General features: G+C 26.8%; 14 protein-coding genes and 1 other RNA gene. 3 read left to right on the top strand and 12 right to left on the bottom strand.

The features are described from left to right. Nucleotides 1-380 precede the first annotated feature (380 nt). Nucleotides 381-893, bottom strand: a complete 513-nt coding sequence (locus BGI42_RS04420; protein ID WP_069679160.1) for an RNA polymerase sigma factor — start codon at nucleotides 891-893, stop codon at nucleotides 381-383. A 307-nt stretch (nucleotides 894-1,200) separates the two neighbouring features. Between BGI42_RS04420 and BGI42_RS04415 the strand changes: the two genes are divergently transcribed. Both BGI42_RS04415 and BGI42_RS04410 read left to right on the top strand, forming a co-directional pair. Next, nucleotides 1,201-1,566 (top strand): helix-turn-helix domain-containing protein, encoded by a 366-nt coding sequence (locus BGI42_RS04415; protein WP_069679159.1) that lies wholly within the window; start codon nucleotides 1,201-1,203, stop codon nucleotides 1,564-1,566. Between the two features lie 4 nt (nucleotides 1,567-1,570). Further along, nucleotides 1,571-2,047, top strand: a complete 477-nt coding sequence (locus tag BGI42_RS04410) for an ImmA/IrrE family metallo-endopeptidase (protein ID WP_242984747.1) — start codon at nucleotides 1,571-1,573, stop codon at nucleotides 2,045-2,047. Nucleotides 2,048-2,087: 40 nt separating this feature from the next. Here the strand turns inward: BGI42_RS04410 and rnpB are convergent. The 7 genes from rnpB to BGI42_RS04375 form a co-directional block, all read right to left on the bottom strand. Next, nucleotides 2,088-2,432, bottom strand: an RNA gene (gene rnpB, locus BGI42_RS04405) — RNase P RNA component class A. A gap of 102 nt (nucleotides 2,433-2,534) precedes the next feature. Continuing rightward, nucleotides 2,535-2,771 (bottom strand): hypothetical protein, encoded by a 237-nt coding sequence (locus BGI42_RS04400; protein ID WP_069679158.1) that lies wholly within the window; start codon nucleotides 2,769-2,771, stop codon nucleotides 2,535-2,537. Between the two features lie 218 nt (nucleotides 2,772-2,989). After that, nucleotides 2,990-3,781 carry a Nif3-like dinuclear metal center hexameric protein gene (locus BGI42_RS04395; RefSeq protein ID WP_069679157.1) on the bottom strand — a complete coding sequence of 264 codons (792 nt, stop codon included), beginning with the start codon at nucleotides 3,779-3,781 and terminating at the stop codon, nucleotides 2,990-2,992. A gap of 315 nt (nucleotides 3,782-4,096) precedes the next feature. Further along, the gene (locus BGI42_RS04390) at nucleotides 4,097-4,783 is read right to left on the bottom strand and encodes a tRNA (adenine(22)-N(1))-methyltransferase (RefSeq protein WP_069679156.1); all 687 of its coding nucleotides are present in this window, start codon (nucleotides 4,781-4,783) and stop codon (nucleotides 4,097-4,099) included. A 275-nt stretch (nucleotides 4,784-5,058) separates the two neighbouring features. Beyond that, a complete protein-coding gene (gene rpoD / locus BGI42_RS04385; protein WP_069679155.1) occupies nucleotides 5,059-6,183 on the bottom strand; it encodes an RNA polymerase sigma factor RpoD in 1,125 nt (374 codons plus the stop codon). Nucleotides 6,184-6,188: 5 nt separating this feature from the next. Beyond that, a complete protein-coding gene (dnaG, locus tag BGI42_RS04380) occupies nucleotides 6,189-7,967 on the bottom strand; it encodes a DNA primase (protein ID WP_069679154.1) in 1,779 nt (592 codons plus the stop codon). 248 nt (nucleotides 7,968-8,215) lie between these two features. Continuing rightward, nucleotides 8,216-9,244 carry a deoxyguanosinetriphosphate triphosphohydrolase gene (locus BGI42_RS04375; RefSeq protein WP_069679153.1) on the bottom strand — a complete coding sequence of 343 codons (1,029 nt, stop codon included), beginning with the start codon at nucleotides 9,242-9,244 and terminating at the stop codon, nucleotides 8,216-8,218. Between the two features lie 187 nt (nucleotides 9,245-9,431). Between BGI42_RS04375 and BGI42_RS04370 the strand changes: the two genes are divergently transcribed. Further along, nucleotides 9,432-10,499 (top strand): CotS family spore coat protein, encoded by a 1,068-nt coding sequence (locus BGI42_RS04370; RefSeq protein WP_069679152.1) that lies wholly within the window; start codon nucleotides 9,432-9,434, stop codon nucleotides 10,497-10,499. A gap of 62 nt (nucleotides 10,500-10,561) precedes the next feature. Here the strand turns inward: BGI42_RS04370 and ppdK are convergent, their stop codons facing one another. The 4 genes from ppdK to recO form a co-directional block, all read right to left on the bottom strand. Next, nucleotides 10,562-13,189 carry a pyruvate, phosphate dikinase gene (ppdK, locus tag BGI42_RS04365; RefSeq protein ID WP_069679151.1) on the bottom strand — a complete coding sequence of 876 codons (2,628 nt, stop codon included), beginning with the start codon at nucleotides 13,187-13,189 and terminating at the stop codon, nucleotides 10,562-10,564. 84 nt (nucleotides 13,190-13,273) lie between these two features. Beyond that, nucleotides 13,274-13,903: a transcriptional regulator CcpN gene (gene ccpN, locus BGI42_RS04360; protein WP_069679150.1), complete on the bottom strand. Its 630-nt coding sequence runs from the start codon at nucleotides 13,901-13,903 to the stop codon at nucleotides 13,274-13,276. Nucleotides 13,904-13,943: 40 nt separating this feature from the next. Next, complete coding sequence (locus BGI42_RS04355; protein ID WP_069679149.1) at nucleotides 13,944-14,552, bottom strand: DUF4342 domain-containing protein; 609 nt, start codon at nucleotides 14,550-14,552, stop codon at nucleotides 13,944-13,946. Nucleotides 14,553-14,558: 6 nt separating this feature from the next. Then, nucleotides 14,559-15,308, bottom strand: coding sequence for a DNA repair protein RecO (gene recO, locus BGI42_RS04350; RefSeq protein ID WP_069679148.1), 750 nt, complete (start codon nucleotides 15,306-15,308; stop codon nucleotides 14,559-14,561). Nucleotides 15,309-15,352 lie beyond the last annotated feature (44 nt).

Genomic DNA, 15,352 nt, shown 5'->3' with positions numbered 1-15,352 from the left:
AAATCCCTTTTCCTTATACTTAATATTATTTTATTAATAATAAAAGCACCTATATTTTTAATATAAATGCCTTTTCATGTTCTTTATCTATTAAAATTATTTTTTATTTTTTCTTACTTTTCCACAATACCATTATCTCATGGTTATTATTTCATTAAAATAACATCTTTTTTTCATCTATTTTTCAAATCTCTTTTCCTTATACTTAATGTTATTTTATTAATAATAAAAGCACCTATATTTTTAATATAAATGCCTTTTCATGTTCTTTACCTATTAAAATTATTTTTTATTTTTTCTTACTTTTCCACAATACCATTATCTCATGGTTATTATTTCATTAAAATAACATCTTTTTTTCATTTATTTTTCATAACACTTTAATTTATCTTTATTCCTTCTACACCAAATAAGTATATTCCTAATTCTCCTAACATTTCTTTTACCCATCTTCTAACAGTAATAACACCACAATTAAGTTCTTCTGCTACTTCTTCATAAGTTTTTTCATCTATAAAAATCTTTTCTAGTGCTAAATACTTTTCTATAACTCCTTTTTTTCTTTGTTCTTTTTTAAGTACTTCTAATGAAGAATCTATATGTGAAATCATTATTAATGTTTTAACCTTACTTTGTTTTATACTCAATATATACAGCTCGTCATATTCTTCTTTTTCCAATTCAATTTTATCAGTATTTGTTATATCATTTATATCACTTATTGAATAAATAATATGAGCTTTCAAATCATTATAATGTTTCATCAATAATTTAGTGTTATGAAAAACCTTCTTTTTATCTACTGATTTTTGTTCTTTATCATATTCCTTTATTGCATACTTAACAGCTTTCTCTATAATTTCTTCTATATTAGTTTCTTGTAATTCTACCATTGATTAATCCCCCTAATAAAATTCTATGAATAATCAAGCTATTTTTTATATCAGCTTAATAGATTCAAATAATATATATTTTAAAATTTATAATAATTTTCAATTTATTAACTTGCTCTATAAACATATTTTATATTCGGTTTTCCGATTAAACAAGTTTTAAAATTTACGTTTTACCGGTAAAATTATGTTATTTTCAATTGTTTTCTCCCTATTTTACGGTTTTCTGTATATATTTGTTTACTTTTTCCAAATTAAGTGATATTATATTTCTGTAAACCGGATTAAATATAAAGAGGTGATTTTTATGAGTTATATAGGCGAATTCTTAAAAAGTAAACGCATAGAGAAAAAGCTTACATTGAAAGATTTATCTGATTTAAGTGGTGTAGGTCCAAGCACAATTTCTGATATAGAAACTGGTAAAGCCTCAAATCCAAGAATGATAACTCTCAAAAAATTAGCTTCCTCTCTCAAAATATCTGTTAATGATTTTTTTAATGAGGAGAAAGTTAATATTAAGGATGAAAAAATAATAAAAAACGTAGATATTGAAAAACAAAAACAAATAGATACAGTGGCAGCACATTTAGAAGATAAACATTTAACTCCCAAAAAAGTAAAATTATTAAAAGATTATATAGATGTATTATTTAATGATGAGGATTGGTAAATATATGAATAATCTAATGACATATGAAGATTTACTTATATATGCTCAAAATAAGGGGTTAAAAATTAAAGAAAGAAAATTAAAATTTAATCTTAAAGGATTATATAAAAACAATAAAATACTTATAAATTCTGATATTAATACCGATACAGAGCGTAAATGCATTTTAATTGAGGAAATAGGACATCATGAAACATCTTATGGAAATATAATTGATTATAATAATCTTAATAGTAAAAAACAAGAATTAAGAGCTCGTAGGTGGGCAAATGAAAAAATAATTACTTTAAATGATCTGATTTGTGCTTATAATTATGGTGTAAAAAATAAATATGAATTATCTGAATTTTTAGCAGTAACAGAAGATTTTTTAGACGATACTATAAATAACTATAAAAAGAAATATGGTATCTATTGCAAACTAAATTCATATTTAATATATTTTGAGCCAAACCTAGGAATATTAAAATTAATGACATAACAAAAAGAACACTAGACATTAACCTAGTGTTCTTTATATTGATACGAGACAAGCCGTAAGCGGGGTTCTGTATTAAGCAATCATCTATCTAGGCTTATTGTTGCCAATAAGCTCAAGCGACACACCCGGAGGCGGGACGGGCAATCCCTTAATGCCTCTCTATTCGGTCTTGCTCCAAGTGGGGTTTACATAGCCGTGATGTCACCACCACGCTGGTGAGCTCTTACCTCGCCTTTCCACCCTTACCTAAGTAAACTTAGGCGGTATATCTCTGTTGCACTATCCTTCAAGTCGCCTTGACTGGACGTTATCCAGCACCCTGCCCTATGGAGCCCCGACTTTCCTCTCCTGGGTCAAGCCCAGCAGCAATTGCACGTTTTGCTCGCAAGATATATAATAACATAGTTATTTATATTTTACAAATAAAAATTTAATATTTTTTTAGTAATTATTGAAATAAATAATTATTTTTCTATTTTTCTCTAATTTACACTAGAACAAATAATAATATCAATAAAATTATTATTAATACACCATAAATATTAACTCCACATAAAAGTAGTGCTAAAAGTATCATTCCACCTACTACAACCTTAGGACAAAAGTACCAAGGACAAGGGCCTGAAAAAAATGGGAACCAACCTCCTCCTCTTCTTCCACCTCTAAAGCATCTTCTAATATTTTTACACATATGTTTAAAACTTTTATTATTATCGTCTCCCATAATATCCACCTATAAATTGCTTTCTTAATTAATATATGCAGACATTACTTAATTTAGGCATATGAAAATAAATAACCTTTCAAATATGTGACTGATGTTTTGTGAAATATAATGACTTAGGTTGTGCTAATAGTTGTACTATTATTAAGCTCCAAAGAAGAGATAGTTCATAAAATAAACTATCATACTAACTATTTATTTATTGAAATGTGTCTTAATTAAATAAAATCATATGGGTCTTCACATTTTTCTGAAATTATAAATTTTATATCCTTAAATTTATTTTTTAAAAATTCTAAACTTTTTATAAATGCTAACCATTCAGTTGAAAAATGTCCTGCATCTATTATATTAATTCCATATTCCTTAAAATCAGAAGCAAAATGATATGTTGTGTCACCAGTTATTATACAATTTACCCCTAATTCTTTAGCTGTATAAAAAAAATCTTGTCCGCTTCCATTTATTACTGCTAATTTATTTATATTTTTAGCTCCTCTTACAACTCTCATATTTTTCATATTCAATCTTTTCTTAAGTTTATTTATAATTTCATCTAATTCAATAACTTCTTCTAAGTCAACAATTCTTCCTAATCCACAATCTTCAAATCCCTTAATACTAGAACTTTCAATTATTTTACTATGTTTTAAATTTAATAATTCAAGTAACATATCATTAATTCCACCTTTTGCAGAATCCAAATTAGTATGACATGAATATAAATTTATATCATTTTTTATCAAATCTATAACTTTATCTCCTAATAAATCTCCACTAATTATACTTTTAGGTTTCTTAAAAATTAATGGATGATGAGTTATTATTAAATCAACATTATTTTCTACAGCTTCTTTTATAACTTCTTTAGTACAATCTAAAGCCAATAAAACCGTATTTACCTCTTTATTTTTGTCCCCAACCATTAATCCTACATTATCAAAATCCTCTTTTAAAAATTTAGGAGCTTTTTCCTCTATAATTTTTGCCAAATCTTTTACTAAAACCATATAAATTCCTCCACCATATTTCTTATTTATATTTTATTATTAATATTCTAGTACAATAGTATAATGCCATTAAAATTCTATATCTAACCTTAATTCACCAACTTTATACTAGAATATCAACATAAGACACAACGAAAAAATAATAAATCCACCTGCCAGTATATTTTCCCTCATCCTGCGTCAACAAAATACTATAATAGGTCTACTATGATAATACTTTGTCTCCTTGTCTTATAAAAAATATTCATGATAGCTTTCGACTTGTTATTTTATTTCATGTGCCTAAATTAAAATAATTTTTATATCTATTAACTATTATTTTACTAAATCTTCAAGAACTTTTATTTTATTTTTAAGTTCTTCTTTTCTTAATTTAGCACTTTCAGTTTCTTCTTTTATAAAATTCAAAATCTTATGATTTTTATTGATCTTATGATTTATATATTCTTTTATTAATTTATTATTTTCTTTTAACATTACAGGACTTATTTCATAAAATATAGAATCTAATTTAGTATTTTCACCACTCTTGTATTTTACTTTAAATAATTCGTAAAATTGTCCTTCATCAATACACAAATCTTCCTTTAAAATTTCATAATTATTATTATATAAGTATTCTCTTAGCACCTCTGGATTTTGTGCTGGTTGTAAAATTAAATAATCTAAATTTTTAACTTTATTAATATCTTTTTCTAAAATATCTCTAATTAAATTTCCTCCCATTCCAGCAATTATTATTCCTTGTGCCTCATTATTTTTTAATGGAGAAAGTCCTCCCCCTAAACGTAAATCAATTCTATCTACAACTCCATCTAAAGAAGCATTTAATTTAGCTTTTTTAAGTGGATCTTTATTTATATCACTTGCAATTGCTTTTTTTACTATTTTATTTTTTACTAGATAAATTGGTATATAACCATGATCAGTTCCTACATCCATTACTATATCACATTCATCTACATATTCTAATATCCAATTTAATCTTTTGCTTAAGTCCATAGTCTATCTCCTCTTTTATATATAAATTTCTACAACAAAAGTAGCTGAATCGCATTATTTTAGTTAATAATTAAAATTTAAAATTTTGTGTTGAAAGTCTTAAAAACTTTCTTATAATATAGCTTTTACTTTCATTAACAATTTTTTTATTAACTTTTAATTATCTCATTTCATCATCAACTAATATCTAAATTAAAATTTTATCTAACTTTAAATATTACAAAATTCTATAATTTCTTATACTATAAAAAAGAGCACCTGTAAAGGTGCTTTTTTTAATCTAAGTAATCTTTTAGTTTTTTACTTCTTGATGGATGTCTAAGCTTTCTTAATGCTTTAGCTTCAATTTGTCTTATTCTTTCTCTTGTTACATTAAATTCTTTTCCTACTTCTTCAAGAGTTCTAGCTCTGCCATCATCTAATCCAAATCTTAATCTTAGCACTTTTTCTTCCCTTGGAGTTAAAGTATCTAACACATTTATTAATTGCTCTTTTAACATTGTAAATGCTGCTGCTTCTGCTGGAGCTGGAGCTTCATCGTCTGGTATAAAATCACCTAAATGTGAATCTTCTTCTTCACCAATAGGTGTTTCTAATGATACTGGTTCTTGAGCTATTTTTTGTATTTCACGTACTTTATCTACAGGTAATTCCATTACTTTTGAAATTTCTTCTGGGAAAGGATCTCTTCCTAATTCTTGTAATAATTGTCTTTGAACTCTTATTAATTTATTAATAGTTTCAACCATATGAACTGGTATTCTAATAGTTCTAGCTTGATCTGCAATAGCTCTAGTTATTGCCTGTCTAATCCACCATGTTGCATAAGTAGAAAATTTAAAGCCTTTTCTATAATCAAACTTTTCAACAGCTTTTATAAGTCCTAGGTTTCCTTCCTGAATTAAATCTAAGAATAACATTCCTCTACCAACATATCTTTTAGCTATACTTACAACTAATCTTAAATTAGCTTCTGCAAGTTTCTTTTTAGCTACAGGATCGCCCTCTTCTATTCTTTTGGCATAATCTATTTCTTGTTCTGATGATAATAAAGGAACTTTTCCTATTTCCTTTAAATACATTCTAACAGGATCATCTATAGCAATTCCTTCTAAAACTGATATATCTATTTCCTCTTCAACTTCTGGAGCATCATTTGCAGCACCAATTACTTCAATTCCCATCATTTCAAGTACTTCATAAATCTTTTCTATTTGTTCAGGACTTAAATCTATATGATCTATTTCATCCATAATTTCTTTATAAGTTAAAGAACCATTTTTCTTACCTTTATCAATTAGACCTTTCACCATGGCCATTTTAGCATCTTTATCTTCTTTTCCTTTTGTGGTCTTTTTCTTAACTTTTTGCTCCATACTTTTCTTACCTCCTTCTGCCATGACCATTAACCTCTCTTTCTTTTTTTCAATATTTCTAAATTTGTTAGCTTAACTGCAAGCTTTATAGACTCCTCAATCATTCCCTTATCTTCCAACCTTTTTTGTTCATTTTTTAAGTTATTTATTTCTAACTGTAATTTAAAGCATTTTACTTCATTTAAATAATCGTTAATTAATTTGTCTTTATTACTTAAATCTAAAATTTCAATTTCCTTTATTGCAATCCATTCTTTTGAAGTTTCAACCTCATCACATTTATTTTCTATATATGATTCTACATTATTAAAATTTTCATATTTAGATTCTAATATTAAAGAATATATCTTTTTATGAGAATCCAATATAAAATCATCTAAAATCATACTGTCTTTAATTTGATCATAGGTATCTTCATTTAACATTAATTTAAGTAAAGCTCTTTCTGCTTTTAAATATGCAGGCTCTACATATAATTTTGTTCCAAAATATTCCTTTTTATTCACATAATTATCTTCTTTTTGTTTTTTTGACATTACTTGTGAAAGTAAGTCATATAATGCCTGCTCTTTTATACCAGTATCTTCAGATATTTTCTTTATGTATACATCTTTTTCTACTGGATTTAGTTCTGCTAAAATTTCTGCTACTTTTTCTCCATACTTAATTAAATTATTTCTGTCTTTTAAATTTATGCCTTCTTTTACTTTTTTAATTCTATATTCAATTAAAGGTAATGCTCCTCTAATTAATTTTAAAAAAGCCTCTTTTCCATTACTTCTTACAAACTCATCAGGATCTTTGCCTTGAGGAATTACAATCACCTTAACTTCAAACCCAGAATGTCTAAGTATTTGAAGACCTCTTAAAGTAGCTGTTTGCCCTGCTATATCTGCATCATATGATATAATAACATTGTTTGTATACCGCTTTAAGAGTTTAGCTTGATTGTTCGTAAGAGCTGTTCCTAATGAAGCCACAACATTTGTTATTCCATATTGATGAAGCGTTATTAAATCCATATACCCTTCGACAATTATTATATAATCCTCTTTAAGCTTATTTTTTACTGCAAAATTTAATCCATAAAGATTAATTCCCTTTTGGAATATTGTAGTTTCAGGTGAATTTAAATATTTAGGTTTAGAATCATCTAATACTCTTCCACCAAATCCAATTACTTTACCTTTTACATCAAAAACAGGAAACATAACTCTATTTCTAAATCTATCATATATATTCCCTTTTTCCTGACTTTTTGAAACTAAACCTGATTCTAATAAAAAGTTGTCTTTATATCCTTTGGCTCTTAAATAATTAATTAAGTCTCTCCAACTATTTTTAGAATATCCAAGACCAAACTTCTTTATAGTTTCTTCTTTTATTCCTCGATTGAGAAAATAATCTTTTGCTAAACTTATTTTTTGCAAATTAGTAAAGTAATATCTTCCTGCTTCTACATTAATTTTATATAATATTTCCCTCTTTTTAATAAACTGAGGCGTTTCACTTGATTGTAGATTTATAGGAATATTAGCTTTATTAGCTAAATACTTTACTGCTTCTACAAATGTAAGATTTTTTTGTTTCATAATGAAAGTTAATACATTACCAGCTTCTCCACATGCAAAACATTTATATATTTGTTTTTCTTGAGAAACACTAAATGATGGTGTTTTATCATTATGAAACGGACATAACCCTATGTAATTTTTTCCAGTTCTTTTTAATCTCACACTTTCCGATATAATATCCACTATATCAGTTTGTTCTTTTACTTTTTCGATAATTTCTTGTGGAATTTGCAAGGAGACATCTCCCTCCTTACTTAATTTTTCAACAATTATATATTATTCGACATCATACTTACTTTTCCTTCTTAATTATTTAAATTTTTTTTCATATAATGTCATTAGATTACTAATTCTTTTTTTTACCTTATAATCCTCTTTTTTCTTTACAAAATTTATTTGCCCAATTTATTTATATTTTATACTATAAGAATATATTAATTATTCTTGGTTCTATCTTTACCATTATAAATTTATTTAAACAACTAATATATTACTAATTTAGGAACATACAATCTATTAAATAAAGATAAACAATAATCATCACTCATACCAGCTATATAATCTGCAACACCTCTTCTTAAGCCTTCTTTCTCTACAATTTTTCTATACATTTCTGGCATTTCTTCTGGCTTATTAGTATAATAATTTAAAATTTGCTTTAATATAAATTTCGCTTTATTTCGTTCTATCTTTAATGTATCTCCTAAATATATATTTTCAAACATAAATTTTCTAAGTTTAACCATAGCATCTTCAGTTTCTTCATCTAAACATACTTTTTTTATTCCTTTTTTAATATTAGCGCTTGAAGTTTTTATAAAATTTTTAATTAATTTTTCCATTCTCTCATTTGAAGAATTGCCTAAAACTTTTTTTATCTCAAGTGGAATATCTTTTTCTTTTAATAAACCAGCTCTTATTGAATCATCTATATCATGATTCAAATAAGCTATCTTATCACTATACTTTACTACAGTACCTTCTAATGTTAATGATTTATTATTCTTACTACCAAATCCACTATGATTTAATATTCCATCAATAACTTCTTTAGTTAAATTTAACCCTTCTCCATTATTCTCTAATTTATTTACAACTCTAACACTTTGCTCATTATGCCTAAATCCTTCTTTTAGATATTCATTTAAAACTTCTTCTCCGTTATGTGCAAATGCAACATGACCTAAATCATGACCTAAAGCTATAGCCTCAATTAGATTTTCATTTAAACCTATTCCAACTCCTATGTTCCTAGCTACTTGTGACACTTCCAAAGTGTGTGTTAATCTTGTTCTATAGTGATCACCAAATGTTTTTATATATACCTGGGTTTTATGCTTTAATCTTCTAAATGACTTGCTATGTATTATTCTATCTCTATCTACCATATAACAAGTTCTAATATCATCATCCTCTTCTTTTTTATTTCTTCCTAGAGAACACGATGAAAAAGAGGCTTCTTTAATAAATGTCAAGTTTTCAAAATACTCAATTTTTTCTCTTATATTCATATATATCACCTCTTCTTATCTATTCTATATATATCATTAAAATCCTTTATTGAGATTCTAAAATTATTATTTACCAAAACTCCACTAATTATTGTTATATTCTAATTTTTATTTCCTATATTTATGTATATTTATAGTTTTCTATTAATATCATAATAATGAATAAATTTATAAGGAGAAGTATTTCATGGAACCAGAATTAAATTTATTAGAAAAAGCTAAGTTATCACCTGATATAATAAAAAATAAAGTTTTAAAGCACTATAATTTACAAAATTCTAAAGTAAGTGTCGTTAAGTTTAAAAATACTGAAAAACAAAGAGCTGTATATAAAGTAAAATCTAATAATAAATGTTATTGCCTTAAAAAAGTTTATTATGATTTACCAGATTTATTATATGTTTATTCTGCTAATGAATGGGTTTATAGACATGGTATAAGAGTTCCTAAGTTTGTTCCTACAGTTGATAATAATAGATTTGTATGCTATTCAGATATGCTATTTATATTAACGCCTTGGATAGATGGTATTAAATGTGATTTTGATAACTCTAATCATGTTATTCTCTCTGTAGAAAAACTTGCTAATATGCATTCGGTTTCGAGAAATTTCCAACCTATTTTTGGCAGTTCATATAAAATAGGTCTTGATGATTACTACATATCAACCTTAAAACATTTTGAACAACTACTAACTATATCTAATCAAGCATTTAAGTATAAAGATAATTTTTCTAAAGAATTTATATCTAATTTTAATATTAACCTATACCTTGCCAGACTCTCTTTAGATATAGCTTATAATATAGATGATAAAGAATTAAGCACTTCATTATGTCATGGTGATTATGTAAATAAAAATATAATTTTTACCAAAGATTCAGAGGCATGCATAATAGATTTTGATAAATGTAAAACAGATTACTGCGCTAGAGATTTAGCCTATTTTATGCGCAGATTACTAAGACGTGAAAATACCAATTGGAATGTTAATTTAGCATTATCTATAATAAAAACTTACAATAAAATATTTAAATTAACACCTTCTGATTTAAGATATTTATTATCATATATTTGTTTTCCTCAAAAGTATTGGAGAATATCAAGAGATTATTATAGAAATATATCAAAATGTAATAAAACAGCATTCTTAACACTTTTAAAAAATACAACAAGGAAAAGTAATACTCAATATAAATTTGCATTAGAGCTACTCAAAAATATAAAAGATGATTTCAATATATTATTAATATAAAAACACGTAATGGAGTTTGATTTCCATTACGTGCTTTTTAATTTAAAAACTTTATTTTTTATCTACCTACTATTTTTTACTTGTGCTTGTGCTGCTGCAAGTCTAGCAAGTGGTACTCTAAATGGTGAACAAGAAACATAATTTAATCCTATATCATGACAGAATTCAATTGATGATGGATCTCCACCATGTTCTCCACATATACCTAATTTAATATTAGGTCTTGTTTCTCTGCCTTTTTCTGTTGCAATTTTAATTAAAGCTCCAACACCATCTCTATCTAATTTAGCAAATGGATCTTGTTCATAGATTTTCTTATCATAATAATCTGTTAAGAATTTAGAAGCATCATCTCTTGAGAAACCAAATGTCATTTGAGTTAAATCATTAGTACCAAATGAGAAGAATTCAGCTTCTTTAGCAACTTCATCAGCAGTTAATGCTGCTCTTGGTATTTCTATCATTGTTCCTATCTTGTATTGTAAATCAATATTCTTTTCTTTTATTACTTTTTCAGCCGTATTCTTTATTGTATCTTTAACATATTTTAATTCCTTTAAATCACCTATTAAAGGTATCATTATTTCAGGAATAATATTATATCCTTTATTAGTTTTAACTTCTATAGCAGCTTCTATAATAGCCCTTGTTTGCATTTCTGCTATTTCTGGATATGATACTGCAAGACGACAACCTCTATGACCCATCATAGGATTAAATTCATGCAAATTATCAACAGTAAGTTTTAATTCTTCAAATGTTAATCCTATTTCCTTAGCTAACATTTTTATATCTTGTTCATTATTTGGTAAAAATTCATGTAGAGGTGGATCCAATAATCTTATTGTAACAGGTCTCTCTTCTAAAGCTTCATATATACCTATAAAATCTCCTCTTTGCATTGGCAATATCTTAGCAAGTGCTACTCTTCTTTGCTCTTCATCCTTAGCAGTAATCATTTGTCTAACTGCCATTATTCTATCTTCTGCAAAGAACATATGCTCAGTTCTGCAAAGTCCTATACCCTCAGCACCAAATTCAACCGCTTGTTTTGCATCTTTTGGAGTATCTGCATTAGCTCTAATTTTTAATTTTCTTATTTCATCAGCCCAAGACATAAATGTTGCAAAATGTCCTGATATTTCTGGTACAACTGTTTTTATCTTTTCTCCATATACATTTCCTGAAGTACCGTCTATTGAAATAAAATCATCAGAAGTATATACTTTATCTCCAACTGTAAGAGTTTTTTTAGCTTCATCTACTTTTATAGTTCCACAACCTGCTACACAGCAAGTTCCCATTCCTCTAGCAACAACTGCTGCATGTGAAGTCATTCCACCTCTAACAGTTAATATTCCCTTTGCAGCTACCATACCTTCTATATCTTCTGGAGATGTTTCAAGTCTAACTAAAATAACATCTTCACCTAAAGCTGCTCTATCTTTTGCTTCTTCAGCTGTAAATGCTATTTTACCACAAGCTGCTCCTGGAGATGCTGGTAATCCTTTCGCTATAGAAACAGCTTTCTTTAATGCTTCTGTATAAAATGTAGGATGAAGTAATGTATCTAATTGTTTAGGTTCAACCTTTAACACTGCTTCTTCCTTAGTTAACATTCCAGAATTATATAAATCCACAGCTATCTTTAATGCAGCCTGAGCTGTTCTCTTACCATTTCTAGTTTGTAAGAAATACAATTTTCCTTCTTCAATAGTTATTTCCATATCTTGCATATCTTTATAATGATTTTCTAATTTTTCTATTATCCCAACAAGTTGGTTATAAATCTTAACATCTTGTTCTTTTAATTTTGATATTGGAAGAGGTGTTCTTATACCTGCTACAACATCTTCACCTTGAGCATTCATTAGATATTCACCATAAATAAAATTTTCTCCTGTTGCTGGATTCCTTGAGAAAACAACACCGGTTCCTGATGTTTCACCCTTATTACCAAAAACCATCTCTTGTACATTTACTGCTGTACCCCACTCACCAGGAATATCATTAAGTCTTCTATAAACAATCGCTCTTGGATTATTCCATGATCTAAATACTGCAGTCACAGCTTCAATTAATTGAGTTTTAGGCTCTTGAGGGAATTCTTCCCCTTTTTCTTTTTTATATATTGCTTTAAATTCAGATACGAGAACTTTTAAATCATTTTGATCTAATTCTGTATCAAATTCTACACCTTTTTTATCTTTAAGTTCTTCAATCTTATTCTCAAATAATCTATTTTCAATACCCATAACAACATCTGAGAACATTTGAATAAATCTTCTATAAGAATCATAAGCAAATCTAGGATTATTAGTTAATGTAGCCATACTTTCTACAACTTCATCATTTAATCCTAAATTTAATATAGTATCCATCATTCCTGGCATTGAAGTTCTAGCTCCAGATCTTACTGATACTAATAATGGATTTTTGTTACTTCCAAATTCTTTTCCACTTACACTTTCAAGTTTTTGTAAACTATTATAAATCTCATTTATAATTTCATCTGCGATGGTTTTACCATCCTCATAATACTTGTTGCATGCTTCAGTTGTAACTGTAAACCCATAAGGTACAGGAATACCTAAATTAGTCATTTCTGCTAAATTTGCACCCTTACCTCCTAATAAATTTCTCATTGAAGCATTTCCCTCATTGAAAAGATAAACATACTTTTTGGTCATATCAATACTCCCCCATTCTCAAAATTTTATACCATATATTTACTATCGAGAAAAATATCTCGTAGTTAGCACTGATTAACCTTATTATTTTCCTAATTTAACAAATAATTTTGTAACATTGGTTTTGGAAACTTTTCCTATTATCTTAAATTGTTCCTTATCTCCTATCTTTTCTAAAGATTCTACAATGGGGATACTATCAATCTCATGTTCTATTATTTTTTTAGCTAAATCATATGCGTTATCATTTTTATCACCACATATAATATTTGGCATACGAGTCATTATAACTCCTATTGGCACTTTATGAATATCAGTTCCTCCTATGGCAATTTTAAGAAAATCTTTTCTTGAAACTGCTCCAGTTAAAACCCCATCATTTTCAACAAATAATGTACCAACATCATTTAAAAATAAAAATACAATTGCATCATATACCATAGTTTCTTCACTAACTGTAATAGGTTTAGACATTATTTCATGTGCTTTAATTTCAGTTATATAATCATACAAAAACCCATTAGAAGATTTACCTGAATATATATATCCTACTTTTGGTCTAGCATCTAATATGTCTATCATTGTAAGTATTGATAAATCTGCTCTAATTGCAGCTCGTGTTAAACCTAATTTTTCTGCTAAAGCTTCACTTGTGATTGGTTGATATTCTTTCACTAAATTAATTATTTCTTGTTGCCTATTTGATAACTTCAAAATTCTCCCTCTTTCCCTAAAATAAAAGAACTATTCAAAACTAATCTTGATCATCAAAATCAACTTTATATGTATAAACAGTTTCATTTCCTGTATATACTTTTGATTTTTCATCATCACTATTTGTTTTTACTTTATTCTTTACTTCATCTACTTTAGATTTCATTTTATCAGCAATATCAACGGCCTTATCTTTCACTTCATTTGAAACTTTAGATACATATTTATTAATAATTTCAACAGAACCATCTTCTTTAGTTATTTCTATTGTTATTTTTGTTGCAACTGCTGCAATAACTCCTGCTACTAATATTGGCGGAATCAATACAGCAATAACTCCTGCAGCTATTCCTGCATTTACAGGAATATCTACTAATTCAGTATCCTCTTTTTTTATTTTTATTCTTGTTATATTCCCTTTATGAATTAAATCTTTAATAAAATATTTTAATTCTTCTATATTCATATTTTCTTTGTCATCATGAATGTTATATTCCACATTTTCTTCATTTTTCATTGAATCTTCTAAATAAATTAATGCTTCTAAAACATCTCCATCACATTCTTCTAACGCTTGTTTAGCTAAAGCATAGCTAACTCCTGTTCTCTCTATTATCATATCTACTTTTTCTAATGTAATATTATTCATTGTTTATCACTCCTTAATAAATTTTAGCATTTCTAAGCTTTTAGGTTTCTTAGAATAATTATTGCATATTAAGTAATTTGTTATTTTTTCTAATTCCTCTTTTATTTTATCAGTTAAGTTAAGTCTATATACCTTATCAACCCTCATTTTTAATAAAAATTTTAAGGCATTGTAAGTAGCTTTTGAAATATATAATCCATATTCTTTAGGACATCCGTCACATACCCCACCATAATTTGATAAACTTATATAATTAGATGATGGTATTTTCTTATTACATATACAGCAATTTTCTAATTCTAATGAATATCCTGTATTTCTTAATAATTTTAATTCAAATGCTCTAACTAATAATTCATAATCTAAAACATTTGTATCTAAAAGATAAAAAGTAGTAATCAAATCTATAAAAATCTGTTTATTCTTTTCCTCATCAGGTGTACATATATCTATGAGTTCGCATAAATAAGATGAGTAAGTAAGTTTATCTAAATTTTCTAATAATCCTTGAAAAGAATTAATTATTCTTCCTTCTTGAATCGTATACAAGTTTTTCCCCTTATATAACATATACTCCCCATAGCATAAAGGTAAGGTAATTGAAAAAGTTTTGTTTTTATTCTTCTTTGCTCCTTTTGCTATAGCAGCAATCTTACCTAACTCTTCTGTATAAAGCCAAATCAATTTATCATTTTCTTTAAAATCCTGTGATTTTATAATAACAGCTTTACTTTCAAAAAGTGCCAGAAAGACCATCTCCTAATTTCATAAATACTTTTATTTTTATTATATTTGTAATA

This window comes from Clostridium taeniosporum, assembly GCF_001735765.2.
GTDB lineage: Bacteria > Bacillota > Clostridia > Clostridiales > Clostridiaceae > Clostridium > Clostridium taeniosporum.
The sequence above is the reverse complement of the archived record's forward strand: the minus strand, read 5'-3'. Positions and strand labels throughout refer to the sequence as shown.

What these genes read in the sequence shown, in the direction of transcription:
- BGI42_RS04355 (WP_069679149.1), bottom strand. Translation starts at nt 14,552, where the DNA reads ATGAATAATATTACATTAGAAAAAGTAGATATGATAATAGAGAGAACA.
- BGI42_RS04420 (WP_069679160.1), bottom strand. Translation starts at nt 893, where the DNA reads ATGGTAGAATTACAAGAAACTAATATAGAAGAAATTATAGAGAAAGCT.
- BGI42_RS04415 (WP_069679159.1), top strand. Translation starts at nt 1,201, where the DNA reads ATGAGTTATATAGGCGAATTCTTAAAAAGTAAACGCATAGAGAAAAAG.
- rpoD (WP_069679155.1), bottom strand. Translation starts at nt 6,183, where the DNA reads ATGGCAGAAGGAGGTAAGAAAAGTATGGAGCAAAAAGTTAAGAAAAAG.
- BGI42_RS04410 (WP_242984747.1), top strand. Translation starts at nt 1,571, where the DNA reads ATGAATAATCTAATGACATATGAAGATTTACTTATATATGCTCAAAAT.
- BGI42_RS04400 (WP_069679158.1), bottom strand. Translation starts at nt 2,771, where the DNA reads ATGGGAGACGATAATAATAAAAGTTTTAAACATATGTGTAAAAATATT.
- recO (WP_069679148.1), bottom strand. Translation starts at nt 15,308, where the DNA reads ATGGTCTTTCTGGCACTTTTTGAAAGTAAAGCTGTTATTATAAAATCA.
- BGI42_RS04390 (WP_069679156.1), bottom strand. Translation starts at nt 4,783, where the DNA reads ATGGACTTAAGCAAAAGATTAAATTGGATATTAGAATATGTAGATGAA.
- BGI42_RS04375 (WP_069679153.1), bottom strand. Translation starts at nt 9,244, where the DNA reads ATGAATATAAGAGAAAAAATTGAGTATTTTGAAAACTTGACATTTATT.
- BGI42_RS04370 (WP_069679152.1), top strand. Translation starts at nt 9,432, where the DNA reads ATGGAACCAGAATTAAATTTATTAGAAAAAGCTAAGTTATCACCTGAT.
- ppdK (WP_069679151.1), bottom strand. Translation starts at nt 13,189, where the DNA reads ATGACCAAAAAGTATGTTTATCTTTTCAATGAGGGAAATGCTTCAATG.
- BGI42_RS04395 (WP_069679157.1), bottom strand. Translation starts at nt 3,781, where the DNA reads ATGGTTTTAGTAAAAGATTTGGCAAAAATTATAGAGGAAAAAGCTCCT.